The sequence below is a fragment of the Cellulomonas soli genome (assembly GCF_052036975.1).
Lineage (GTDB): Bacteria > Actinomycetota > Actinomycetes > Actinomycetales > Cellulomonadaceae > Cellulomonas > Cellulomonas soli_A.
Window position 1 is genome coordinate 26,538 of sequence record NZ_JBQIAR010000003.1, and the last position, 23,806, is coordinate 50,343.

Annotated in this window: 19 protein-coding genes and 1 tRNA gene; 4 read left to right on the plus strand and 16 right to left on the minus strand. The window is 73.5% G+C overall.

Annotated features, from left to right (window positions below; all coding sequences use genetic code 11):
- Positions 1-3 precede the first annotated feature (3 nt).
- The 6 genes from ACTHAM_RS04070 to ACTHAM_RS04095 form a co-directional block, all read right to left on the minus strand.
- Complete coding sequence (locus ACTHAM_RS04070) at positions 4-1,596, minus strand: sugar transferase (RefSeq protein ID WP_440684621.1); 1,593 nt, start codon at positions 1,594-1,596, stop codon at positions 4-6.
- 178 nt (positions 1,597-1,774) lie between these two features.
- Positions 1,775-2,395, minus strand: a complete 621-nt coding sequence (gene pth, locus ACTHAM_RS04075; RefSeq protein WP_440684624.1) for an aminoacyl-tRNA hydrolase — start codon at positions 2,393-2,395, stop codon at positions 1,775-1,777.
- 194 nt (positions 2,396-2,589) lie between these two features.
- Positions 2,590-3,207, minus strand: a complete 618-nt coding sequence (locus tag ACTHAM_RS04080; RefSeq protein ID WP_440684626.1) for a 50S ribosomal protein L25/general stress protein Ctc — start codon at positions 3,205-3,207, stop codon at positions 2,590-2,592.
- A 335-nt stretch (positions 3,208-3,542) separates the two neighbouring features.
- Positions 3,543-4,526, minus strand: coding sequence for a ribose-phosphate diphosphokinase (locus ACTHAM_RS04085; protein ID WP_440684628.1), 984 nt, complete (start codon positions 4,524-4,526; stop codon positions 3,543-3,545).
- On the minus strand, positions 4,523-6,199 hold the full coding sequence (gene glmU / locus ACTHAM_RS04090) for a bifunctional UDP-N-acetylglucosamine diphosphorylase/glucosamine-1-phosphate N-acetyltransferase GlmU (RefSeq protein WP_440684630.1): 1,677 nt from the start codon (positions 6,197-6,199) through the stop codon (positions 4,523-4,525). Before glmU ends, ACTHAM_RS04085 begins: the two co-directional genes overlap by 4 nt.
- A 169-nt stretch (positions 6,200-6,368) precedes the next feature.
- Positions 6,369-6,440 (minus strand) — tRNA-Gln (locus ACTHAM_RS04095).
- 108 nt (positions 6,441-6,548) lie between these two features.
- Here ACTHAM_RS04095 and ACTHAM_RS04100 point away from each other — a divergent pair.
- From ACTHAM_RS04100 to ACTHAM_RS04110, 3 genes are read left to right on the plus strand one after another with little or no spacing between them, the layout of a single operon-like run.
- Positions 6,549-7,148 carry a TetR/AcrR family transcriptional regulator gene (locus ACTHAM_RS04100; RefSeq protein WP_440685087.1) on the plus strand — a complete coding sequence of 200 codons (600 nt, stop codon included), beginning with the start codon at positions 6,549-6,551 and terminating at the stop codon, positions 7,146-7,148.
- Between the two features lie 55 nt (positions 7,149-7,203).
- Complete coding sequence (locus tag ACTHAM_RS04105) at positions 7,204-7,728, plus strand: MarR family winged helix-turn-helix transcriptional regulator (RefSeq protein ID WP_440684632.1); 525 nt, start codon at positions 7,204-7,206, stop codon at positions 7,726-7,728.
- Positions 7,725-8,981, plus strand: a complete 1,257-nt coding sequence (locus ACTHAM_RS04110; protein WP_440684634.1) for an MFS transporter — start codon at positions 7,725-7,727, stop codon at positions 8,979-8,981. The genes ACTHAM_RS04105 and ACTHAM_RS04110 overlap by 4 nt, the downstream gene beginning before the upstream one ends.
- On the opposite strand, the gene ACTHAM_RS04115 is transcribed toward ACTHAM_RS04110, so the two are convergent.
- The 8 genes from ACTHAM_RS04115 to rsmI form a co-directional block, all read right to left on the minus strand.
- Positions 8,982-10,829, minus strand: a complete 1,848-nt coding sequence (locus ACTHAM_RS04115) for an ABC-F family ATP-binding cassette domain-containing protein (RefSeq protein ID WP_440684636.1) — start codon at positions 10,827-10,829, stop codon at positions 8,982-8,984. It abuts the gene before it with no gap.
- A 12-nt stretch (positions 10,830-10,841) separates the two neighbouring features.
- On the minus strand, positions 10,842-11,792 hold the full coding sequence (locus ACTHAM_RS04120; protein ID WP_440684638.1) for a 4-(cytidine 5'-diphospho)-2-C-methyl-D-erythritol kinase: 951 nt from the start codon (positions 11,790-11,792) through the stop codon (positions 10,842-10,844).
- On the minus strand, positions 11,789-12,763 hold the full coding sequence (locus tag ACTHAM_RS04125; protein ID WP_440684640.1) for a ribosomal RNA small subunit methyltransferase A: 975 nt from the start codon (positions 12,761-12,763) through the stop codon (positions 11,789-11,791). The genes ACTHAM_RS04120 and ACTHAM_RS04125 overlap by 4 nt, the downstream gene beginning before the upstream one ends.
- Positions 12,764-12,778: 15 nt before the next feature.
- Positions 12,779-13,894: a transglycosylase family protein gene (locus tag ACTHAM_RS04130; protein WP_440684642.1), complete on the minus strand. Its 1,116-nt coding sequence runs from the start codon at positions 13,892-13,894 to the stop codon at positions 12,779-12,781.
- A 508-nt stretch (positions 13,895-14,402) separates the two neighbouring features.
- Positions 14,403-15,641, minus strand: coding sequence for a ubiquitin-like domain-containing protein (locus ACTHAM_RS04135; protein WP_440684644.1), 1,239 nt, complete (start codon positions 15,639-15,641; stop codon positions 14,403-14,405).
- 100 nt (positions 15,642-15,741) lie between these two features.
- Positions 15,742-16,689 carry a TatD family hydrolase gene (locus ACTHAM_RS04140; protein WP_440684646.1) on the minus strand — a complete coding sequence of 316 codons (948 nt, stop codon included), beginning with the start codon at positions 16,687-16,689 and terminating at the stop codon, positions 15,742-15,744.
- Positions 16,690-16,729: 40 nt separating this feature from the next.
- The gene (gene metG / locus ACTHAM_RS04145; protein WP_440684648.1) at positions 16,730-18,523 is read right to left on the minus strand and encodes a methionine--tRNA ligase; all 1,794 of its coding nucleotides are present in this window, start codon (positions 18,521-18,523) and stop codon (positions 16,730-16,732) included.
- A 63-nt stretch (positions 18,524-18,586) separates the two neighbouring features.
- Positions 18,587-19,432 (minus strand): 16S rRNA (cytidine(1402)-2'-O)-methyltransferase, encoded by an 846-nt coding sequence (gene rsmI / locus ACTHAM_RS04150; protein WP_440684650.1) that lies wholly within the window; start codon positions 19,430-19,432, stop codon positions 18,587-18,589.
- A 40-nt stretch (positions 19,433-19,472) separates the two neighbouring features.
- Between rsmI and ACTHAM_RS04155 the strand changes: the two genes are divergently transcribed.
- Positions 19,473-21,185 carry a dolichyl-phosphate-mannose--protein mannosyltransferase gene (locus tag ACTHAM_RS04155; RefSeq protein WP_440684652.1) on the plus strand — a complete coding sequence of 571 codons (1,713 nt, stop codon included), beginning with the start codon at positions 19,473-19,475 and terminating at the stop codon, positions 21,183-21,185.
- A 38-nt stretch (positions 21,186-21,223) separates the two neighbouring features.
- Here the strand turns inward: ACTHAM_RS04155 and ACTHAM_RS04160 are convergent, their stop codons facing one another.
- The gene (locus ACTHAM_RS04160; protein WP_440684654.1) at positions 21,224-22,744 is read right to left on the minus strand and encodes a beta-N-acetylhexosaminidase; all 1,521 of its coding nucleotides are present in this window, start codon (positions 22,742-22,744) and stop codon (positions 21,224-21,226) included.
- A complete protein-coding gene (locus ACTHAM_RS04165; protein ID WP_440684656.1) occupies positions 22,737-23,708 on the minus strand; it encodes a bile acid:sodium symporter family protein in 972 nt (323 codons plus the stop codon). The genes ACTHAM_RS04160 and ACTHAM_RS04165 overlap by 8 nt, the downstream gene beginning before the upstream one ends.
- Positions 23,709-23,806: the final 98 nt, after the last annotated feature.

Below are 23,806 nucleotides of genomic sequence, written 5' to 3' on the forward strand. Positions count from 1 at the left end.
GCGTCAGTAGGCGCCGGACGAACCGAGCACCGCGCGGCCCGTCTTCCACAGGATCAGCAGGTCCATGGCGACCGACCAGTTGTCCACGTAGCGCAGGTCCAGGCGGACCGACTCGTCCCACGACAGGTCGGCACGCCCGCTGACCTGCCACAGACCCGTCAACCCCGGACGCACGCGCAGCCGGCGGAACACCTGGTCCCGGTACGCGTCGACCTCGACCGGCAGCGGCGGACGGGGCCCGACGAGCGACATGTCGCCGCGCACCACGTTCCACAGCTGGGGCAGCTCGTCGACGGAGTAGCGGCGCAGCACCCGGCCGACCTTCGTGACCCGCGGGTCGTCGTGCATCTTGAACATGAGGCCGTCGCGGTCGGAGTCGGCGAGCAGCGCGGCGCGACGCGCGTCGGCGTCCACGTACATGCTGCGCAGCTTCCACATGGTGAACCGACGGCCGTCCACACCGATGCGCGTCTGCCGGTAGAAGGCCGGGCCCGGGCTGCTGAGCCGCACGGCCAGCGCCGCCGCGGCGATCACGGGCGCAGCCGCCAGCAGCAGGAGCGCACCCAGCGCGTGGTCCAGCACGGACTTGGCGATCAGGCGCCCACCGGGCGGAGCCGTCTCGACCTCGAGCAGGGTCAGACCTGCCGTCGGCCGCAGCTGCAGGCGCGGGCCGAGCACCTCGACCAGACCCGGCTCGACGACCAGGTCCGCACCGACCCGACCCAAGGCCCACGACAGGCGACGCAACGCGTCCCCGGCGAGGTCGCCCCCGGTCACGATCACCACGTCGATCCGCTGGTCGTAGGCCACCTGGGGCACGTCGGCGTAGGCACCCAGGGTGGGCACGCCGTCCTGCGGCGGGGTGGCGTCCACGGACGGCAGGCACAGGCCCACGACCCGGTAGCCGTGGTGCGAGGCGTTGCGCAGGTCGGTGACCAGGCGGTGCGCCGAGGCGGCGTCGCCGACCACGAGCGTGCGGGCCATCGCCACACCCTCGTGCCGACGCCCGTGCAGCCGTCGACGCAGCACGTAACGACCGAGGGCCGCCGCCGGCGTGACCAGCAGCAGGAACGCACCGACCGGCAGTCGGGGCAGGGTGACCCCCAGCGCGACGCTGGCCAGCGCGACGAACGCCGCGGCGCTCAGCCCGGCCCGCAGCAAGGCCTGGAACTCGGCGGGCCCGTTGCCGACGGAACGGCGGTCGTAGCCCCGGAAGACGGCCACGAGGACGAGCAGCGCAGCGGCGGTGACGGCGAGCCAGGTCAGCGTCGTGGCCGATGCCGCCGCGACGACTGCGACGAGCACCCCGGCGCCGACGGCAGCCACGGTGTCGAGCAGCAGCGCGCGGCGCACGTAGCCGCCGACCAGCACCCGCCAGCCCGGCACCTGGTTCTCGCCGGGCGCCTCGGGCCGGGTCCGGCGCACGAAGGGCTGCGCGGAGGCCCACGACAGGCGCGGGCCCGCAGCGGTGCGGCGACGGTCGGCGGCGAGCGCCTCGAGCTCGTCGGTGTCGACCGTGCGGTCGATCACGAGGTCAGGCGTACTGGGCGCCACGGGCTGACCGGCAGCCCGTCTCTGGTCGTCCAGGATCGTCATGGTGGGCATCCCCCCGAATGCGGTGTGTGTCTCCGCTCGGAGGCTATGGCCGCCAGGTGCACCATGTATGCACCGTTTGTCCGTTTTCACCCCATGTATCACCCGATGGGGGCATCGGGGCGCCGGACGCGGGTGAGAACTGCGTGAGAGCGGCTCCGACGTGCGCGCAGGGCTGCGCTCAGGCCTTGGTGTGGAACCGCAGCTGCGCCTTCTCCAGCCCCTCGCCCACGACCGCCTCGACGGCGTCCGCCGCACGGTCGACCAACCACGGCAGGTCCTTGAGCTCGGCCTTGGCGAAGTCGTGCAGCACGAAGTCCGCCGCCTCCATGCGACCCGGGGGGCGACCCACGCCCACGCGCACCCGCACGTAGTCCTTGGTGCCGAGGGCCTTGGTGGTGTCGCGCAGCCCGTTGTGACCGCCTTCGCCTCCCCCGATCTTCAGCCGCACGTCGGCGAACGGGATGTCCAGCTCGTCGTGCACCATGACGACCTGCTCGGGCGGCACGTCGAAGTAGCGCGCCAGCGCGACCACGGGACCGCCGGAGACGTTCATGTACGTGGTGGGCTTGGCCAGGACCACCCGGGGACCGGGTGCCCCACCGGGCAGGGTGCCCAGACGCGCCTCGGCGACGACCGCCTGCGGCCGACGCGACAGCAGGCCGCCGGCGCGGGCGCCGAACGTGCTGCCCGTGCGACGGGCCAGCTCGTCCAGCACCATCTGGCCGACGTTGTGCCGGTTCCCGGCGTACTGCGGACCGGGGTTGCCCAGCCCCACCACGAGCCAGGGACGCTCGCTCATGCCTCACTCCTGCAGGTCGTGCCGCCACGGCCGCGGGGCCGGGTCAGGCGTGGGTCGGGGCGGGTCGGGCGGTCGGGCGACCTGACGTGCGGGCCGCGGGGCCGTGGAACCCACCGGTCGGCGCAGACGACAGCGCCCGGCACCGTCGGAACGGTACCGGGCGTCGGCGTGGGCGACCCTGAGGTCGCGGAGGATCAGACCTCGGCGTGCGCGGCGGCCGACTGCGAGGCGGCGAGCGACGCGGCGGCCTCGTCGGCGGCCAGGTCGTCGGCCGAGGCGTGCGGCACGGAGATCGCGACGACGGTGGTGTCCGCGTCGGTGACCAGCGTGGCACCGGCGGGCAGGGTCACGTCGCCGGCGACGACCGTGGCACCGCCGCGCAGGCCCTCGATGGAGACCTCGACGGCCTGCGGCAGGTGCGTCGCCTCGGCCTCGAGGGTCAGCGCCTGGGTCTCGACGACGTGGATCGTGCCCGAGTACGACTCGCCCACGATGTGCACGGGCACCTCGACCTGGACCTTCTCACCCTTCTTCACGATGAGGAGGTCGACGTGCTCGATGACGTTCTTGACGGGCTCGCGCTGCACGTCCTTGACGATCGTGAGCGTGACCTTGCCGTCGAGCTCGATCTCGAACAGCGCGTTGGACTGCTTGAGCGCCAGCATCGTGTCGTGGCCCGGGAGCGCGACGTGCACCGGGTCGGCACCGTGCCCGTAGAGGACGGCGGGGATCTGGTCGGCGCGACGCAGACGGCGGGCGGCGCCCTTGCCGAACTCGGTGCGGGTGGTGGCGGCGAGCTTGACGTCAGACACGGTGACTCCCAGAAGATCGCGGCTGCGGAGGGCGCAGACCGAGCGGTGATGGTGATGGCGACTCAGAGACGGGTGGCCTCGACGCGGGGCGCAGGACGGGCACGCGGAGGCATCCGCCCAGTCGATCACGGAGCGTGGGGGTCTTCCCGCGGTTCACGGGTGGACCGTCCGACGTCCCTCGCCGAGGCAACCTGACGATCTTACCCGCACCGGGGCGCCGCCCCAACCCCGCTGTCCCGTCCAGGTGCACGGACGTGCGTGAGCCCGCTCACGCACGTGCGGCGCGAGCGGGCTCAGGCGACCTCAGGCCGTGAGGTCCCGGCGCACGGTTGCGGTCAGGACTGGCCGTCGAACAGCGACGTGACCGAACCGTCGTCGAACACCTCACGGATCGCGCGGGCGATCAGCGGGGCGATGGACAGCACGGTCAGCTGCGGGAACCGGGCCTCCTCGGCGATCGGCAGCGTGTCCGTGACGATCACCTCACGCGCACCGCACTCCTGCAGGCGTTCGCTCGCGGGCTCCGACAGGACCCCGTGCGTGGCTGCCACGATGACGTCCTTGGCACCGGCCTCCATGACCACGCGCACAGCACCGGCGATCGTGCCGGCCGTGTCGATGAGGTCGTCGACGAGCACGCATGTGCGCCCCTCGACCTCGCCGACCACCCGGTTCGCGACCGACTTGTTGGCCGTGCGGATGTCGCGGGTCTTGTGCACGAACGCCAGGGGGCTGCCGCCGAGCTTGGCCGCCCACTGCTCGGCCACCCGGATGCGCCCGGCGTCCGGGGAGACGACGGCCACGTTGGAGGTGTCGACGCGCGTGCGCACGTAGTCGGTGAGGATCGGCATCGCCCACAGGTGGTCGACCGGGCCGTCGAAGAAGCCCTGGATCTGCGCCGAGTGCAGGTCCACGCTCATCAGGCGGTCGGCGCCGGCGGTGCGGAACAGGTCGGCCAGCAGGCGGGCCGAGATCGGCTCGCGACCGCGGTGCTTCTTGTCCTGCCGGGCGTAGCCGTAGAACGGGGCGACGACCGTGATGGTCTTCGCCGACGCACGCTTGAGTGCGTCGACCATGAGCAGCTGCTCCATGATCCACTGGTTGATCGGCGAGGCGTGCGACTGCAGGACGAACGCGTCCGAGCCACGCACCGACTCCCCGAAACGGGTGTAGATCTCCCCGTTGGCGAAGTCGTACGCGGTGGTCGGCACAAGGTCGATGTCGAGCTCACGGGCGACATCGGCGGCGAGGTCCAGGTGAGCACGGCCGGACACGAGGACGAGACGCTTCTCGCCGTCGTTGGAGACGATCCCGGTCATCGGGCGAGGTCCTTCGGGTCGGTCCCGGCAGACCGGGGGGCGGGGTCGGGCAAGGGTGCCGGCTGGTCCGGCAGCACAGGGGGCGGTGTGACGGGGATCCCCGACGCCGCGGTGGCCGCACGCTCGCGCTCGGCGCGCGCCTGCGGGGACAGCTCCGACTCCTCACGCCGACCGCCGGCCCGGGCCGCCGCCTCGGCAGCAGGCGTGCCGGCCCGCGCACGGGCGACCCACCCCTCGATGGAGCGCTGCGGGGCCGCGCTGACCGCGAGCGCACCGGCCGGCACGTCACGGCGGATCACGCTGCCGGCGCCGGTGTACGCCCCGTCACCGATGGTCACCGGGGCGACGAACATGTTGTCGGCCCCCGTGCGGGCGTACGAGCCGATCGTGGTGCGGTGCTTGTTCACGCCGTCGTAGTTGACCGTGACGGAGGCGGCACCGATGTTCGTGTGCTCGCCGATCGTCGCGTCACCCACGTACGACAGGTGCGGCACCTTGGAGCCCGTGCCGATCGTCGCGTTCTTCGTCTCGACGAACGTGCCGATCTTGCCGTGCTCACCCAGCACGGTGCCCGGGCGCAGGTAGGCGAACGGGCCGACGCTGGCGTCCGCGCCGATCACGGCGAGCGAGCCGTGCGTGCGGACCACGGTGGCACCGGGACCGACCTCGACGTCCGTGAGGGTCGTGTCGGGGCCGATCGTGGCACCCGAGGCGACGACCGTCGCACCGTGCAGCTGCGTGCCCGGCAGCAGCGTGACGTCGGGGGCCAGGTCCACGTCGACGTCGACCCAGGTGGTCGCCGGGTCGACGACCGTGACGCCCGCCCGCATCCAGTCCTCGAGGATCCGGCGGTTCAGCTCGGCGCGCAGCACCGCCAGCTGCACGCGGTCGTTGACGCCCTCGACCGCGAACGGGTCGTCCGTGCGCAGCGCGCGCACGTGGCCTCCGTCGGTACGGGCGATCGCGAGCACGTCGGTGAGGTACACCTCGCCCTGCGCGTTGTCCTGGTCGAGCCGACCGAGCGCGCTGCGCAGCACGTCGGCGTCGAAGACGTAGATCGAGGAGTTGATCTCGGTGATGGTGCGCTGCTCGTCGTCGGCGTCCTTCTCCTCGACGATGCCCAGCACGTCACCGCTGCCCGGCTCGCGCAGGATCCGGCCGTAGCCGGTCGGGTCCTCGACCTCGGTGGTGAGCACCGTGACCGCGTTGCCGTCCGCGTGGTGGGCGGCCAGCAGCTCGGTGAGCGTGCCCGGGTCGAGCAGCGGCACGTCGCCGGCGATCACCACGACCGCCCCGGTGAGCGCGGCGCCGGCAGCGGAGCCGACCACGCCCGGACCGTCGCCCGCGCTGGCCGCTCCGGCCTGGGCGGCCGCATCGAGCGCGGTCATCGCGACCTGGACGGCGCGCCCCGTGCCGGGGATGTCGTCCTGGTCGACGAGCAGGACCTGGGGGTCGAGCACACGGGCGTGCTCGGCGACCCGCTCCCGCTCGTGGCGCACCACGACCGCGACGCGCGCCGGCTCCAGCGCCCGGGCGGTCGCGAGGGCGTGGCCGAGCATGGACCGACCACCCAGCCCGTGCAGGACCTTCGGGGTGGACGAGCGCATCCGGGTGCCTTCGCCTGCGGCGAGGACGATGACGGCGGCTGGACGGTGGGTGCCAGGGGTGGTCACCTGAGGCTGCTCCTCGCGGATCTGCCCGTCACCGGGCGGCGGATCGTGCGCAGGTGCACTCTACCGCCGGTCACGGACCACTCACCCGGACGACCCGGGCGCCGGTGACGCACGTCACGCACCTGGGCACCTGCGCCCCGGCGTCCGTGCTGTGGCCTGCCCCCCGCTGCTCCGCCCCCAGGATTCGAACCCGGACCTCAAGGCACCAAAGGCCTGTGTGCTGCCGTTACACCAGGGCGGACCGCGTGCCCGGCCCCAGGGGTGCGCACGCGAGGCAGCCAGTCTGCCAGCAGCAGCACGGCATGATGGGACCGTGGCCACCGAGACCAAGCGCACGTCCCGCTCGCGCATGACCGCGGTGCAGCGCCGCGCCCAGCTGCTCGACGTGTCCCGGCGGCTCTTCGCCGAGAAGGGGTTCGAGGGAACCAGCGTCGAGGAGATCGCGGCGCGGGCCGAGGTGTCCAAGCCCGTCGTCTACGAGCACTTCGGCGGCAAGGAGGGCATGTACGCGGTGGTCGTGGACCGCGAGATCCAGGCGCTGACCGGCGCCCTGACCGGAGCCCTCGAGGGTGGCGGCCACCCCAAGGTGCTGCTCGAGCGCACGGCCCTGGTGCTCCTGAGCTACATCGAGAACTCCGAGGACGGGTTCCGCATCCTGGTGCGCGACTCCCCCGTCGCGCAGGCCACCGGGACGTTCTCCAGCCTCATCGGCGACGTCGCCACGCAGGTCGAGCACCTGCTGGCCGACCAGTTCAAGAAGCAGGGCCTGGACCCGCGCACCGCACCCATGTACTCGCAGATGCTCGTCGGCATGGTCGCGCTCACCGGTCAGTGGTGGCTCGACGCGCGCAGCCCGAAGAAGACCGACGTCGCCGCGCACCTGGTCAACCTGGCCTGGAACGGGCTCGTGGGCCTGGAGCGGCGCCCGGCCCTGAACCGGGAGACCTGACCCGAGGAGCCCGCAGGTCCCAGGACCTTGTGTTGATGTCGAGTAATCTCTCGGCATGGCAGCAGGAGCGGCACCGGACGAGGGTGGCGCGCGCGACGAGGTCGACCGGATCGTCCTCGCCTGGCAGCGCGAGCGCCCCGACCTCGACGTGCTGCCCCTGACCGTCCTGTCCCGCATCAGCCGGCTCGCCCGGCACCTGGACCTGGCCCGGCGCAGCGCGTTCGCCCGGCACGGGCTGGAGACGTGGGAGTTCGACGTCCTGTCCGCGCTGCGGCGTGCCGGGACGCCCTACCAGCTGTCCCCCGGTGCCCTGCTGACCCAGACGCTGGTGACCAGCGGCACCATGACCAACCGCATCGACCGGCTCGTCGAGCACGGTCTGGTGCGGCGGCTGCCGTCCCCGGACGACCGACGCGGGGTGCTCGTGCAGCTCACCGCGGAGGGTCTGGCCCGGGTCGACGCGGCGTTCAGTGACCTGCTCGACGTGGAGCGTGGTCTGCTCGGTGACCTCCAGGAGGAGGACCGCGACCGGCTCGCGGCCCTGCTGCGCGAGGTCGTCGCACCGTTCGACTCCCCGTGACGTCCGGCCGCCCCGTCAGCCCGGTCAGCCCCGCGGGCTACGCCGGTGACGCGGCACGAGGGCTGGCGCTGTCGGCGGTGCTCCTCTACGCGCTGAACCTGCGGGCCCCCATCACGGCCCTGGCGCCCGTGGTGGGCGACGTGAGCGCCGACCTTGCGCTCAGCCCGGCCGGCGCCGGGCTGCTGACCGGCATCCCCGTGCTGTGCTTCGCGATCGGCACGCCGCTGGCCTCCGTGCTGCTGGCGCGTGCGGGCACGGCCGCGATGGTCACCGCCTCGCTGACGACCGTGCTGCTGGGCACCGTGCTGCGCTCCGTCGGCGGGTTCAGCACGGCACTGGTCGGCACGGCGCTGATCGGCCTGGCGATCACCGTCGGCAACGTCGCGGTACCCGTGCTCATCGGACGGGACTTCCCGCACCAGGTGCCCCGGGTCACCGGCCTGTACACGGCGGCGCTGAACGTCGGCTCGGTGCTCACGACGCTGCTGACCGCACCGCTGGCGGCGGTCGTCGGGTGGCGCTGGGCGCTGGCCGTGTGGGGTGTGATGGCGGTGGGAGCGACCGCCGTGTGGCTGCGCGCCTACGGTGTGCGCGATCCCGGTGAGACCCCGGTGGTGGGCGCTGCGGCCGAGCTGCGCGGCCCCGACGGGCAGCCCACGGCCCCCGCGGCCGTGCACGTGCTGCGACGGCCCGTGACGTGGCTGCTGGCGATCGCGTTCAGCGGTCAGGCGTTCGGCTACTACGCGATCAGCGCCTGGCTGCCGGTGATCCTGCACGACCGGCTCGGCCTCGAGCAGGCCTCGGCCGGGGCGGCCGCCGCGCTGTTCCAGCTGTTCGGCGTGCTGGGCGGCGTCGGGGTGCCGCTCGCGCTCGGGCGGCACGTGCCCGTGCGGGTCGTCTCGTCGGCGATCGCCCTCGGCTGGGTGGTGCTGCCGCTCGGCCTGCTGCTCGCACCGCAGGCGTGGCCCGTGTGGTGCGCGCTGGCGGGGACGTCGCAGGGCGGCAACTTCGCGGTGATCTTCACGGTCGTCGCGCAGTCCGCGGGCTCGCAGGCGGCCGCCCGGCGCATGTCGGCGACCGTGCAGACCGTCGGCTACGGCTGCGCCGCGCTCGGACCCAGCGTGATGGGCGCCGTGCACTCGGCGACGGACACCTGGACGGCCCCGCTGCTGGTCGTGCTGGGCGGGCTCGTCGTCATGGCGGCGTGCAGCCAGCTGGCCCTGGTGCACGCCCGGCGGGACACCGTCGGCTGATCAGCCGACGATGTCGGACGCCTCCAGCCAGACCATCTCCAGCTCGTCCTTCTCGGCGGCCAACGCCCGCAGCTCGGCGTCCAGGGCCGTCACCGCCTGGTGGTCGGTGGCCTGCTCGACCATCCGCGCGTGCAGCTCGGCCTCCTGCGCGGCGATGCGGGACAGACGCCGCTCGACGCGCGCGATCTCCTTGCGGGCGGCACGCACGTCGGCTGCGCTCGGCGCGGGCGGCTCGTCGGACGCGGCACCGGCCGGTGGCGCGTCGGGTGCACCGGCCGTCGGCGTCGGGGTGCCGGGCGAGGCCACGGCGGGTCCGGCGGCGATCGCGGCGGCCCGCAGCTCCAGGTACTGCTCGACACCCCCGGGCAGGTCACGCAGCGCGCCGTCGCCCAGCAGCGCCATCTGCCGGTCGCACACCCGCTCGAGCAGGTAGCGGTCGTGCGAGACGACGATCAGGGTGCCGGGCCAGCCGTCGAGCAGGTCCTCCAGCGCGGCCAGCGTGTCGGTGTCCAGGTCGTTGGTGGGCTCGTCGAGCAGCAGCACGTTCGGCTCGCCGACCAGCAGGCGCAGCAGCTGCAGGCGCCGCCGTTCCCCGCCGGACAGGTCCCGCACCGGCGTGCGCGCGCGGTCGCGGGTGAACCCCAGCCGCTCGACGAGCTGCGAGGCCGTCAGCTCCTTGCCGCCGACCACCACGGACCGCTTCTCGCGCTCGACGACCTCGACGACCCGCAGGTCGGCCAGCTCGTCGAGGTCCTCCACGTCCTGCCTCAGCTCGGCGACCTGCACGGTCTTGCCGCGCTTCACCCGCCCCGACGTCGGCTGCAGCCGGCCGGTGAGCAGGCGCAGCAACGAGGTCTTGCCGGCGCCGTTGACACCCACGAGCCCGACCCGGTCGCCGGGACCCAACCGCCAGGTGACGTCGTCGAGCAGCACCCGGTCCGGGCCGCCGTCGTGCGCGGGGAACGTCAGCGTGACGCCCTCGACGTCCAGCACGTCCTTGCCGAGGCGCGCGGTGGCCATGCGGGTCAGCTCGAGGTTGTCGCGCGGGGGCGGCTCGTCGGCGATCAGCGCGGCGGCGGCGTCCAGCCGGAACCGCGGCTTGGAGGTCCGCGCGGGGGCGCCGCGGCGCAGCCAGGCCAGCTCCTTGCGCAGCAGGTTCTGGCGCTTGGTCTCCACGGTGGCCGCCTGCTGCGCGCGCTCGGCCCGGGCCAGCACGTAGGCGGCGTACCCGCCGTCGTACTGGTCGACCTGACCGTCGTGCACCTCCCACGTGCGGGTGCAGACCGCGTCGAGGAACCACCGGTCGTGCGTCACGACCACCAGCGCCCCGCCACCGCGCGCGTACCGGGCCGACAGGTGCGCCGCGAGCCATGCCACACCCTCGACGTCCAGGTGGTTGGTCGGCTCGTCGAGCACGAGCACCTCGTCGTCCCGCACGAGCAGCGCGGCCAGGGCCACCCGGCGGCGCTGACCGCCCGACAGCGTGGCGACGTCCGCAGCCAGGTCGAGGTCGGACAGCAGGCCGGTGTGCACCGAGCGGATCCGGGCGTCGACCGCCCACTCGTGCGTGTCCGCACCCGCGTGCACCGCCTCGAGCACGGTGCGGCCGGCCGGCAGGTCGTCGCGCTGGTCCAGCACGGCGACCCGGACCGACCCGGACCGGGTGACCCGTCCGTCGTCCGGCTCCTGCAGCCCGGCCAGCACGCGTAGCAGCGTGGACTTCCCGGCACCGTTGGGGCCGACGACCCCGACGCGCATCCCGTCGTCGACGCCGAGGCTGATGCCGTCGAGGAGGGTGCGCGTGCCAAGGGTGAGGGTGACGCGGTCCGCGCCGAGCAGGTGAGCCATCGAGCGTGCAGGCTACCCGGCCTGGTCGGCCCCGCTGACCACCCGGGTCCCGGCGACGGGTCCCACGGCGGTCAGCACCGAGTCGGCGACCCCGGAGGCGGTGAAGGCCGCGGCGATCACCAGGGCGTGCTGGCGGCTGCGCGCCAGGGCCGCGACGGTCGGGCCGGACCCGGAGACCACGGCCCCCAGGGCGCCCGTCTCGCGGGCGACGGTCAGCGGCTCGGCCAGCCCGGGGTCGAGGGCCAGCGCGGCGGGCTGCAGGTCGTTGTGCAGCGCGGCACCCAGTGCGATCGCGTCACCGGCGAGCAGCGCCTGCATGAGCGCGAGGTCGTCCTGCGGGTCGGGGTCGCGTGCGTCGTCACCGAGCAGGTCGTCGAACGCCGCGTACACCGCCGCGGTCGACAGGCCACGGTCCTGCACGGCGAACGCCCAGTGGAACTCGCCCCGCGCCAGCACCGGGGTCAGCAGGTCACCGCGCCCGGAGCCGACGGCGGTGTGCCCGGTCATCGAGAACGGCACGTCGGAACCCAGGTCGGCCGCCAGCTCGAGCAGGTCCTCGCGACTCAGACCCGTGTGCCAGAGCGCATCGCAGGCCACCAGCGCCGCGGCGGCGTCGGCCGAGCCCCCAGCCATGCCCCCGGCCACCGGGACGCCCTTGTGCAGGTGCAGGTGCACCCCGTCCTCGATGCCTGCCCGGGCGGCCAACGCACGCGCGGCGCGCACGGCGAGGTTCGTCTCGTCGGTGGGCACCAGCTCGGACTGCGGGCCGGAGACGGTCAGCCGCACGTCCGGGGACGGGGTCGCCACGACGTCCTCGTGCACCGAGACCGCCTGGAACACGGTGGACAGCGGGTGGTAGCCGTCGGAGCGGCGGGGGCCGACCCGCAGCGAGAGATTCACCTTCCCGGGGGCACGCACACGCACCTCCCGGTCCGGGACGACGTCGAGGCGCGTGAGTGTCACGCGCCCACTGTGCCAGGTCGAGCCCGGTGCGACCTGTCACCGAACGTGACCCCGGTGGCGACCAGGTGCGCGGCCACCCGGGCGAACCCCTCGACGTCGACGGTCTCGCCGCGCGCCTGCGGGTCCACACCCGCGGCGGCGATCGCCGCCACGGCCTGCTCGGCCGAACCGGCCACCCCGGCCAGCGCCGAGCGCAGCATCTTGCGCCGTTGGGCGAACGCGGCGTCGACCACCGCGAAGACGTCCTCGCGTGCCGCGCCGGCCGACGGCGGTTCACGGCGGTCCAGGCGGACCAGTGCCGAGTCGACGTTGGGCACCGGCCAGAACACGGACCGGCCGACGGTCGCGGTGCGGCGGGCCGCCGCCCACCAGGCCGCCTTGACGGACGGCACGCCGTACGTGCGGCTGCCCGGGGGCGCCGCGATGCGGTCGGCCACCTCGGCCTGCACCATGACGAGCAGCCGCTCCAGCGAGGCGAACCGCTCGAGGAAGGTCAGCAGCACGGGCACCGAGACGTTGTAGGGCAGGTTGGCCACGAGGGCGGTCGGCGGTGGCCCGGGCAGCACGTGCACGTCGAGGGCGTCGCTGAGCACCACGGTGAGCCGGTCGCGCCCCTGCGCGTCACGCAGGCGCACCACGGGCGCCCCGTCGGCGGTCGGCTCGTCGTCCAGGCGTTCCAGACCCGGCAGGTACCGGGCGACCGTGGTGGGCAGCAGGCGTGCGAGCACCGGGTCGATCTCGACGGCGACGACGTCGGCCCCGGCCTCGAGCAGCCCCAGGGTCAGGGAGCCCAGGCCGGGGCCGATCTCGACGACCCGCTCACCGTCCACCACATCGGCCTGGCGCACGATCTTGCGGACCGTGCCGCCGTCGATGACGAAGTTCTGGCCGAGCGTCTTGGTCGGACGGATGCCCGCCTGCTCCGCGAGCTCGCGGATCTGGGCGGGGCCGAGCAGGGACGTCACGGACATGACCCCGAGGGTATGTCAGCTGAACAGGCGCGGGCCGCAGTGCGGCCACTGCCCGGCACCTGACCGGTTGTAGAGCATCTTGGCCCGTGCGGTCTGCTCGTCGGCCGAGGCCGCGGACGGCAGGCCTGCCCCGCCGACGGCCTGCCAGGTTCCCACCGAGAACTGGTACAGCCCGTGGTAGAGCCCGTTCCTCGACACGATGGTCGGGTTGCCGCCCGACTCGCACGCGGCCAGCGCCGCCCAGTTCAGCGAGTCGGCGCCGCCACCCGCCGCGATCGGCCCCGGGGCCGCGGAGGACGAGCCGCTCGCGGGGGCGGTGGCCACCGGGCGCACCTTGGTCCCGACAGCCACGACCTCGTCGACCGGGGCCTGCGTGACCGTGTCGGACAGCGTCGTGCGTGCGGTCTCCACGCCGTCGACGGTGGTGACACGGTCGACGACCGTGCGCACCCCCGGTACACCGGCGGTGACGACCTTGGTGGTGCCGACGTACCGGCTCGCGTCGTCCTCCGACACCGAGGCGTACGCGACCTCGCTGGTCGTGGTGACATCCTGCACGAGGACCCGCTGCACGACGACCTGCACGCGACCCTGGGCGCTGTGCTGCACCCGTACGGTGTCCAGCTCGCCCAACGTCACGCCGAGCTCGTCGAGCACGTCGGCCACGCGCACGTCGCCGTCGGGGGTCTCGAGCACCGTGCCGTCGACGAGGACCTCCGCGGAACCGTGCAGCGTCAGGTCCAGCGCGAGCTCGGGCCGGCCGCCGGACGAGCGCGAGGCGACCAGGGAGAGGCCACCGGTGCGCGCGTCGAGCGTCTCGAGCGCCTCGTCGGCGGTCAGCGCGGTGGTCCACACGGTGCGCTCCTCGCCGGCGGCGGACACGACGATCGTGCGGCCGTGGCGCACGACGATCGTGGCGCCGTCGTCGAGCGCACCGGCAGGGGCGACCGTGTCGTGCGTGCCGAGGTCGATGCCGCGCTGGGCGAGCACACCGTCGACCGAGCCGGCGAACGTGTCGAGGGTGACGACGGTGCCGTCCACGTCGAGCGTGACGGTCTTGTGCGCGTCGGCGAACGCGACGCCGGCGCCGGAGACGACGAGGGCGGCTGCGCTCAGCAGCGCGAGGGGCACAGCACGGGAGGCACGGGGGGCACGGGGGCCGGCGTGTCCACGCCCGGACCGGTGGTCCCGGGGGCGCGACGCACCGCCCGACTCGGAGGTGGGGCGTGTGGGCGTGAGGGGACCGCGGGTGCGGGGCGAGAAGGGCACGAGGCTCCAGACGTCGAGGTGCCCGGGCACAGGGAGCGGTCGTGCCCGCAGGGCACCCGACAGGTGTGGTTCGTCCCCCGGGTCGTGCCCGGGTTCGGGTCGCACGTCCGGTCACCTGGAGGGAGGTGACCCCCGCCGGTCCGGATCCCTGATCCGGCCGTCGTGGCGGCCTGTCCCGCGAACCGGGCACGGCCACCGCGCCGCACCGAGATCGGTCAGCTCGACTGGTGTGTCGAACCCGTTCTCGTCAAGAGCGGCACGCGACCGTAACCCGATCGTGACCGATGTGCCAAGGCAACCGGAGGGTGAATGACGCCACACCGGACCACCGGCGCACGCCCGGGGCGCGGCCCTGCACCCGCACGAGGGCTCAGTACCAGCCCTTGGCCTCCGAGTGCGCCCACGCGCCGCACGGGTCGCCGTACCGCCCGGCGATGTACCCCAGACCCCACGTGATCTGCGTCGACGCACTGGTCTGCCAGTCGGCGCCGGCGGAGGCCATCTTCGACCCGGGCAACGCCTGCGGGATGCCGTACGCACCCGAGGACTTGTTCTCCGCGGTGACGCGCCAGCCCGACTCCTTGTTCCACAGCGACAGCAGGCAGGCGAACTGGTCGTCCCCCCAGCCACGCGCGGCCGCCAGCTCCTTGCCGATGGCCTGCGCGGTGCCCGGCTCGACCGCCACGACGCTCGGGTCGGGCAGCTCGGCCGTGCCGACGCGCACCACCTGGGCCACCGGCTCGGTGGTCACCACCGAGGTGAGCAGCGTCCGCCCGACCACCACGCCGTTGACGACCTGCAGCTCGTACGTCGAGGTGCGCAACCCGGCCTTGCCCGCGGTCTTGACCTTCGTGGTGCCCTTCACGAGCGTGGGGTCCTCGACCTCCTGGGTCTCGAACGGCACCGCCTCGGTCACCGTCTCGCCGGTGCTGCTGGCACGCGTGACCAGGACGACGAGCCCGTCGACGGCCGTGGCATCCAGCGGGACGGAGACATGGTCGCCCTCCTCGAGCACCAGGCCGATGTCCTTGAGCGCGTCACGCACCGTGGCGGAGCTGCTCACACCGTCGATGATCTGGCCGTCGACCGCCAGGTGGATGGTCTTCTGCGTCGAGACCCGGATCGTCTCGCGGCCCAGGGACTCACCGCGAGAGGCCGACAGCCGCACGTCGGAGTCACGCAGGCCCAGGTTGTCGACGGCCTCACCGACCGTCAGCGCGGTGGTCCACACGGTCTGCTCGGACCCGTCGACCTCCACGTCGATCTGCCGTGCGTGGCGCACCACGATTTGCCCGCCGCGCACCGCCGGCTCGGAGGGCGCCGGGGCGACCAGGTCGCGCTCGCTCACGTCGATGTCCGCGCCGGCCAGCACGTCACCGACCGTGCGTCCGAAGCCCTCGACGACGACGGCCCGCCCGTCGACGTCGACCGTGACCTCCTTGTGCAGCACCGTGAACGCACTGGTGGCACCGACCACGACACCGAGGACAGCCCCCTGGGCGGCCAGCCGGCGCAGGCGCGCACCCCGCGAGAGCGGGACGACGGCCGCCTGCTGCGCCGCACGACGGGCGCTGCGACGAGTGGTCGCAGCGGGTTCGGCGGCAGTCACGCGGTGGGTCCTTCGGTCGGCCGGAGGCAGGCAGGTCGCACCGACCGTAACCGATCCGTGACGTGAGCGGGTAGCCGGTGTCCGGAACGTCCGGTGAGTTTCACCACGGCCCGTACAGCTGCTCGGCGACGCGCGAGACCTGCGCGCACACGTCCTCGAGCGGACGTCCGGTGACCTCCGCGACGGTTCGCACGGTGCCCGGCAGCAGGTAGGGGGCGTTCGGGCGACCACGGTGCGGGTGCACCGTCAGGTACGGCGCGTCGGTCTCGACGAGCAGCAACGACGCAGGGACCTCCCGCACCGCGGCGCGCAGCTCGTCGTTCGCAGGGAACGACACCGGCCCCGCGAACGAGCAGAACCACCCGTGCTCCACCGCGAGCCGCGCCATGGCCGCGTCGCCAGAGAAGCAGTGGAACACCGTACGCTCGGGGGCACCGTCCGCGAGCAGCACCTCGACGACCTCGGCGTGCGCGTCGCGGTCGTGGATCTGCAGCGCCAGCCCGAGCTCCTTGGCGAGCGCGACCTGCGCCCGGAACGCCTCCACCTGCACCGCGCGGCCGCGCTCCCCCGCCCGGAAGTGGTCCAGGCCCGTCTCACCGATCGCCCGCACCCGCGGGTGCCGGGCCGCTGTGGCCACCGCGGCGAGCGCGTCGTCGAGCCCGATGCGGTGCCGGTCCTGCGGGTCCGGCTCCAGGCCGTCCGGGGCGATCTCGTGCACGCCGGCGTGCAGCACGGCCTCGTTGGGGTGGATGGCCAGCGCGCCCAGCAGCACGGGATGGGCGTCGAGAGCGGCCACGGTCCACGCCACGGCATCCAGGTCGCAGCCGACCTGCACCATGCGCGTGACCCCGACGGCCGCGGCCCGGTCGAGGTGGTCCTGCACGGACGGTGCCGCGACCGCCGCGCCCAGCTCGGCCGCGTCCGGGTGCGGGGAGTCCAGCGGTGCGCCGTCCGCGTCCCGCACCCACCCCGGGGCACGCACACCGAGCACCGCGTCCAGGTGCGTGTGGTCGTCGACCACCGGCACCGGCAGCGGCTCGGGCAGCACGGGCCAGCCGCGGTCCCTCGACCGGTTGCGCCCCACCCGCTCAGGCCTCGCGGAGCCGGTCGAGCTCCTCCTCGACGATCGCGTCGTCGAGCTTGGTGAACACCGGCGTCGGCTTGGCGACCGGCGCACCGGGCACCACCGGGGTCGACGCCCACGCCCGGACGGTGTCCCCGAGCCGGTAGTCGCCGGTGATGACCGGGTAGGCGCGCGAGGCGTCGTCCAGGTCGGTGACCTCCTCGATGCGCGGCAGCGGCGAGACGTCACCGGTGCCCCCGAGCGCCTCGTGCACCTTCTGCGCCGAGTGCGGCAAGAACGGCGAGAGCAGCGTGTTCGCGTCGGTGACGGCCTGCGCGGCGGTGTGCAGCACGGTGGCCAGGCGCTCGCGGTCCGCCGTGAGCTTCCACGGCTCCGTCTCGGAGATGTACCGGTTGGCCTCCTGCACCACCCGCATCGCCTCGCCGACGGCCGCACGGTGCCGGTGCGTGCCGACCAGCTCGCCGATCCGGCCGAACGCCGCACCGGTCGTCTCCAGCAGCGCCGCGTCGACCGGCTGCACCTGCGTCGGGGCGGGGATCTCACCGAAGTTCTTGTGGATCATGCTGGCCGTGCGGTTGACCAGGTTGCCCCAGCCGGCCACGAGCTCGTCGTTGGTGCGGCGCTTGAAGTCCGCCCAGGTGAAGTCCGCGTCCTGGTTCTCCGGGCCCGCCACCGAGATGAAGTACCGCAGCGCGTCCGGCTGGTAGCGGGCCAGCATGTCACGCACGTAGATGACCACCCCGCGCGAGGAGGAGAACTGCTTGCCCTCCATGGTCAGGAACTCGCTCGAGACCACCTCGGTGGGCAGCTGCAGGTCGCCGAAGACGCCCGGCGCACCACCCTTGGCACCCTTCCCGTCGTAGCCGAGCAGCTCCGCCGGCCAGATCTGGGAGTGGAACGTGATGTTGTCCTTGCCCATGAAGTAGTACGAGCGGGCCTCGGGGTCGTTCCAGTACGCGCGCCACGCCTCGGCGTCACCCGTGCGGCGAGCCCACTCCACCGATGCCGACAGGTAGCCGATGACCGCGTCGAACCACACGTACAGCCGCTTGTTCGGGTTGTCCTCCCAACCCTCCAGCGGCACCGGGATGCCCCAGTCGATGTCACGCGTCATGGCCCGCGGGCGCATGTCGTCGATCAGGTTGAGAGAGAAGTTCAGGACGTTCGGCCGCCAGTCGCCGCGCGTGCGCAGCCAGGCGCCCAGGGCGTCGGCGAACGCGGGCAGGTCGAGGAAGAAGTGCGTCGACTCGACGAACTTGGGGGCCTCGCCGTTGATGCGGCTCTTGGGGTTGATCAGGTCGATCGCGTCGAGCTGGTTGCCGCAGTTGTCGCACTGGTCACCGCGCGCGCCGTCGTAGCCGCAGATCGGGCAGGTGCCCTCGATGTAGCGGTCGGGCAGGGTGCGGCCCGTCGACGGGCTGATCGCACCCATGGTCGACTGCTCGACCATGTAGCCGTTCTTGTGCACCGTGCGGAACATCTCCTGCACGACCGCGTAGTGGTTGCGCGTCGTGGTCCGCGTGAACAGGTCGTACGACAGCCCCAAGGCCGTCAGGTCCTCGACGATGACCCGGTTGTACCGGTCGGCGAGCTCCTGCGGGGCCACGCCCTCCTGCTCGGCCTGCACCAGGATCGGCGTGCCGTGCTCGTCGGTGCCCGACACCATCAGCACGTCATGACCCGCCATGCGCATGTACCGGGAGAAGACGTCCGAGGGGACACCGAAGCCGGCGACGTGACCGATGTGGCGGGGGCCGTTCGCGTAGGGCCACGCGACGGCCGACAGGATGCGGGACATGGTGCCGATCCTAGGTGAGCGGGCAGGTCACCACCGGCAGCCGACCGGACGGCGGCCCGCGCCTCAGCCCTTGCGGGCCGCCAGGGCCGCCGCGTACAGGTCCCGCTTGCCGATGCCGGCGCTGGCCGCCACGTCCGCCACGGCGTCCTTGAGGCGTTCCCCCGCGTCCGAGCGGGCCAGCACCTCGGCGACCAGGTCCGGCAACGACAGGCCCGCCCCACGCTCGGAGCCACCCACCACCACGACGATCTCGCCGCGCACCTCACCCGTCGCCCACTGCGCCAGGTCGACCAGCGGACCGCGGCGGACCTCCTCGTACGTCTTGGTCAGCTCTCGGCAGACCGCGGCGGGTCGCTTGGCGCCGAAGGCCTCGACCATCGCGGCCAGCAGGTCACCCACGCGGTGCGGCGCCTCGAAGAAGATCATCGTGCGCCGCTCGGCGGCCAGGTCGGCCAGCGCGCGGGCACGCTCCCCCGCCTTGCGCGGCACGAAACCCTCGAAGCAGAACCGGTCGGTGGGCAACCCCGACAGCGCCAGCGCCGTCAGCACCGCACTCGGCCCCGGGGCCGCCGTGACGGGAAGACCCGCGGCCACGGCAGCCGTGACCACCCGGAAGCCCGGGTCCGACACCGCCGGCATCCCCGCATCCGTGACCACCAGGACCGTCCCGCCACCGGCGACCACCTCGAGCAGGTCACCGGCCCGCTCGGCCTCGTTGTGCTCGTGGTAGCTCACCACGCGCCCACCGATCTCGACGCCCATGCGCGCGGCGAGCGCCCGCAGGCGGCGCGTGTCCTCCGCAGCGACGACGTCCGCCTCGGCCAGCAGGCGGCGCAGCCTGGCCGAGGCGTCCTCGACATCACCGATGGGGGTTGCGGCCAGCACCAGGCGGCCGACCGGAGCACTCATCCCGCCAGCCTCCCACGGGCCCCGCCCCTACGATGACCCCGTGCCGCCCACGTCCGACGACGAGCCCACCGCCACGAGCCCGGACCCGCGTCCGGAGCCCTCGTCCGCCCCGGGTCCCACGGACCCGCACGACGACCCGCGCGACACCGAGCCCGGGGCGACGCGCCAGCGTCTGCTGAGCCGGCTGCTCGGCGACGACCGGCTGGCGCTGGACGCCACGCCGCGCGCCCGCCTGCTCGGCTGGCTGTGGCCGTTGGCGGTCACGCTGCTGGGTGGCCTGGTGCGGTTCTGGGACCTGGGCCGCCCGCACGTGCTGGTCTTCGACGAGACGTACTACGTCAAGCAGGCGTACTCGCTCCTGGCGCGGGGCTTCGAGGCCCAGTGGGGCGACGACCCCAACCCGGCGTTCGAGGCGGGCGACACCAGCTCCTTGGGCGTCGTCGCCGAGTACGTGGTGCACCCGCCCGTGGGCAAGTGGATGATCGCCCTGGGCATGCACCTCGGAGGCGGCGTCGACAGCTCGGCGGCGTGGCGCCTCTCGGCCGCCGTGTGCGGGACGCTCGCGGTGCTGATGACCGCCCGGATCGCACGGCGGCTGTTCGCCTCGACCGCGCTGGGCACCGTCGCGGGCCTGCTGCTCGCCGTGGACGGCGAGGCGATCGTGCACTCGCGCATCAGCCTCCTCGACCCGTTCCTCATGTTCTTCGTGCTGGCGGCCTTCGGTGCCCTGCTCATCGACCGCGACCAGGCGCGACGGCGGCTCGCCGACCGCACCGCCGTGCTGCTGGACGAAGGCCGACCCCTGGGTCTGGGCCCCCGCCTGGGCTGGCGCTGGTGGCGGCTGGCCGCCGCGGTGCTGCTCGGTCTGGCCATCGGCACCAAGTGGTCGGGCATGTACTTCCTGGCCGTGTTCGGCCTGATGAGCGTGCTGTGGGACCTCACCGCACGCCGGGCTGTCGGCGTGCGCCCCTGGGTGTGGGCAGGCATCCGACGCGACGGCATCGTGGCAGGCGTCTCGACGGTGCTCATCGCCGGGGCGGTCTACGTGGCCACGTGGTGGTCGTGGTTCGCCTCGAGCGACGGGTACCTGCGCCAGTGGGCCGCGCAGCACCCCGGCGAGGGCGTCTCGTGGCTGCCGCCCGCCGCCCGCTCGCTGTGGAAGTTCCACACCGACATGTGGCAGTTCCACACCACGCTCACCTCCGAGCACGCCTACGCGGCGCACCCGCTCGGCTGGATCGTGCAGTGGCGACCGACGTCGTACTTCTACCCGACCGAGGTCTCCGGGCTCACCGGGCAGCAGGCGGTCGACGCGTGCGGCGCCTCCGCCTGCTCGCAGGCCATCACCTCGATGGGCAACCCGGTGATCTGGTGGGCGGCCTCGGCCGCGGTGCTCGTCGCGATCGTCTGGCTGCTGCGGTTCCGCGACTGGCGGGCCGGGGCCGTGCTGTCAGGCATCGCCGCCGGGTGGCTGCCGTGGTTCCTGTACGCGCACCGCACGATCTTCACGTTCTACTCGATCGCGTTCACGCCGTGGGTGGTGCTCACGCTCACGTACGTGCTGGGGCTGGTCGTCGGGCCACGCACGCCCGACGCGCGCTCGCAGCGCGGTCGGCGGGCGGCGATCATCTGGGTCGGGGTGTTCCTCGGGCTCGTGGTGGGCGTCAGCGCGTTCTTCTACCCGATCTGGACGGCGTGGATCGTGCCTTACGACTTCTGGCACGCGCACATGTGGCTGCCGTCGTGGGTGTGATCGGCACCGGTCGCCGCTGACCGGCCTGCCCGCAGGGCTCAGCGGAGCCAGCGCACCTGCGGACTGGCGTACCAGCTCAGCCCGAGCCGGTCCCAGAACGCACCCTGCCCGGCGACACGCTCGCGGAACCCGTCCCAGTCGCGCCGCTCAGGGGCCGTCCACGCGACCTCGGCCACCGCCGCCAGGCGCGGCAGCAGCATCTGCGTGAGCTCGGGCAGGGTCGCCAACGTCTCGGTCCAGAGCGCGGCCTCGACCCCGATCACCTGCTCCGGGGGAAGCCCCGGCACCAGGGTCGACGGCTCCCACTCGTACGCGTCGCGCAGCTCGATCGCACCCGCCCAGTCCTGCCCGAGCGGGGTCGAGGCGTCGTAGACCATGTCGAGGTACGTGTGCTGCCCCGGCGAGAGGAGCACGTGGGCCCCCGCACGGGCCGCCGCGACCACCGCGTCCCGGTCCGCACGCGCACCGACCCGGTCGTCCCAGTACTGCACCACCGCGCCCGGCTCCAGCGGGGCGTGCGCGATCTCCTGCCACCCGACCACCTGCTTGCCGTGCGCACGCACGACCTGCGCCGCCTGCGTCACCAGCCGCGCGTACTCGGCCCGGTCCATCGTCAGCGCCTCGTCGCCACCGATGTGCACCCAGGGACCCGCCGTCATCGCGGCCACGTCGCCCAGCACGTCCGCCAAGAACGGTGCGGTCGCCGGCAGGTCGCCGTGCAACCGGCTGAAACCCACCTCGACCCCCGTGTAGGCGTCCGGCGCCCGACCGTCGGGCGTGAGCTCGCCGTAGGCGTGCAGCGCGGCGTTGACATGCCCCGGCACGTCGATCTCAGGCACCACCGTCACCCCGCGCACCTGCGCGTAGGCCACCAGGTCGGCGAACTCGGCCGCGGTGAGGAACCCGCCGGGTCCCCCGCCCACGGCACTCGCCGAGGACCGCTCCGTCAGATGCGGACGTGAGGGGATCTCCAGCCGCCACCCCTGGTCGTCGGTCAGGTGCAGGTGCAGCACGTTGAGCTTGTAGTGCGCGAGCAGCCCCACCACGAGCCGCAGCTCCGCCGGACCGAAGAAGTGCCGGGCCAGGTCGAGCGACAGCCCCCGCCACGCGTACCGCGGCGCGTCCTCGACGTGCACCGCCGGTACCTGCACGGTGCCGTCCGTGGCGTGCCGGGCGAGCTGGCGGACCGTGACGACCCCGTGCACCAGACCGGCGGCCGTCCGCGCCTCGACCAGCACGCCCGACCGGCCCACCACGACCCGGTACGCCTCGTCCCCGGCGGGCAGCGTCTCGCTCAGCCGCAGCCGGATCGCGCCCACGACACCACTCTCGTGGTGGCGGACCTCGACCGGGCCGTCGATGAGGCGCCCCACCAGGTCCGCGGCCAGCACCGCCACGGTGACCAGCTCGGCACTCGGGTCGACCAGGACCGGGGTGCCCGGTGCGATGACGAACGGGCCGCCGGGCAGCGCCGTGGCTGACACAGGCCGTGGGACCACGGCGATCTCGGGCACGGACACCTCACTGGCTCGCAGGGACGTCGGAGGAAACCTACACACCCGGGGCCGTGCGGTCGGCCAGGCGGCGCGCCACGACGGCGCAGGTCGCCAGCTGCAGCTGGTGGAACACCACCACGGGCAGGGCCACGCTCGCGGCGACCACCGGGGAGAACAGCACCGAGGCCATCGGCAGGCCCGTGGCCAGCGACTTCTTCGACCCGCACATCAGCAGGGCGACGCGATCCGGGTACGGCAGGGCGAGCGCCGCACCGGCACGCCAGGTGAGGGCGAGCATCAGGGCCAGCAGCACCGCGCAGACCCCCGCGAGCGCAGCCAGCACCCCCCACGTGACGTGCGACCAGGCCCCGGAGACCTGGGCCTGGCTGACCGAGGTGTACGCGACCAGCAGCAGCGTGGCGCGGTCGCTGAACCTGAGCAGGTGAGGGTGCGCCCGGACCCAGCCGCCGATCCACCGCTCGGCGACCTGCCCGGCGGCGAACGGCGCGAGCAGCTGCAGCAGCGTGGCCCCCAGCGAGCCGCCGGCCGACACCCCCGCCCGGCCCAGCAGGAGACCGACCATCAGCGGCGTCAGCACGATGCCCAGCACGTTCGAGACCGTCGCCCCCGTGATCGCCCCGGCCACGTTGCCGCGGGCGATCGAGGTGAACACCACCGAGGACTGCACCGTGGAGGGCAGCACCGACAGGAACAGCATCCCGGTGCGCAGGTCGGGCGAGAGCACCGCGTCGGGCAGCAGCTGCACGGCCAGCCCGAGCAGGGGGAACACGACGTAGGTGGCGACCAGCATCGAGCCCTGCAGCCGCCAGTTGCGCAGACCGGCCCGCACCTCGGTGGTGTGCAGGCGGGCGCCGTACAGGAAGAAGAGCAGGACGACCGCGCCGGTGCGCACCTGGTCGAGCACGTCGGCGGCCGCCCCGTGCACGGGGAGAAGGAGGCCGAGCAGCAGGGCGCCGACGATGAGCAGGACCAGCGGGTCGACCCACCGGACGACCGCGCCGCGCATCGCTGCCCCGCGGCGCTGCACCGTGACGGCCTCCCCTGGTCCGGCGGACCGGAGCGGTCCCGTGCCCGTGCACCGGCTGCTCCTGGTCGCTGCAACGA

Coding starts and splice junctions, on each gene's coding strand:
- ACTHAM_RS04070 (WP_440684621.1), bottom strand. CDS start 1,596: ATGACGATCCTGGACGACCAGAGACGGGCTGCCGGTCAGCCCGTGGCG.
- pth (WP_440684624.1), bottom strand. CDS start 2,395: ATGAGCGAGCGTCCCTGGCTCGTGGTGGGGCTGGGCAACCCCGGTCCG.
- ACTHAM_RS04085 (WP_440684628.1), bottom strand. CDS start 4,526: ATGACCGGGATCGTCTCCAACGACGGCGAGAAGCGTCTCGTCCTCGTG.
- ACTHAM_RS04100 (WP_440685087.1), top strand. CDS start 6,549: ATGACCGCGGTGCAGCGCCGCGCCCAGCTGCTCGACGTGTCCCGGCGG.
- ACTHAM_RS04105 (WP_440684632.1), top strand. CDS start 7,204: ATGGCAGCAGGAGCGGCACCGGACGAGGGTGGCGCGCGCGACGAGGTC.
- ACTHAM_RS04115 (WP_440684636.1), bottom strand. CDS start 10,829: ATGGCTCACCTGCTCGGCGCGGACCGCGTCACCCTCACCCTTGGCACG.
- ACTHAM_RS04125 (WP_440684640.1), bottom strand. CDS start 12,763: ATGTCCGTGACGTCCCTGCTCGGCCCCGCCCAGATCCGCGAGCTCGCG.
- metG (WP_440684648.1), bottom strand. CDS start 18,523: ATGTCCCGCATCCTGTCGGCCGTCGCGTGGCCCTACGCGAACGGCCCC.
- rsmI (WP_440684650.1), bottom strand. CDS start 19,432: ATGAGTGCTCCGGTCGGCCGCCTGGTGCTGGCCGCAACCCCCATCGGT.
- ACTHAM_RS04165 (WP_440684656.1), bottom strand. CDS start 23,708: ATGCGCGGCGCGGTCGTCCGGTGGGTCGACCCGCTGGTCCTGCTCATC.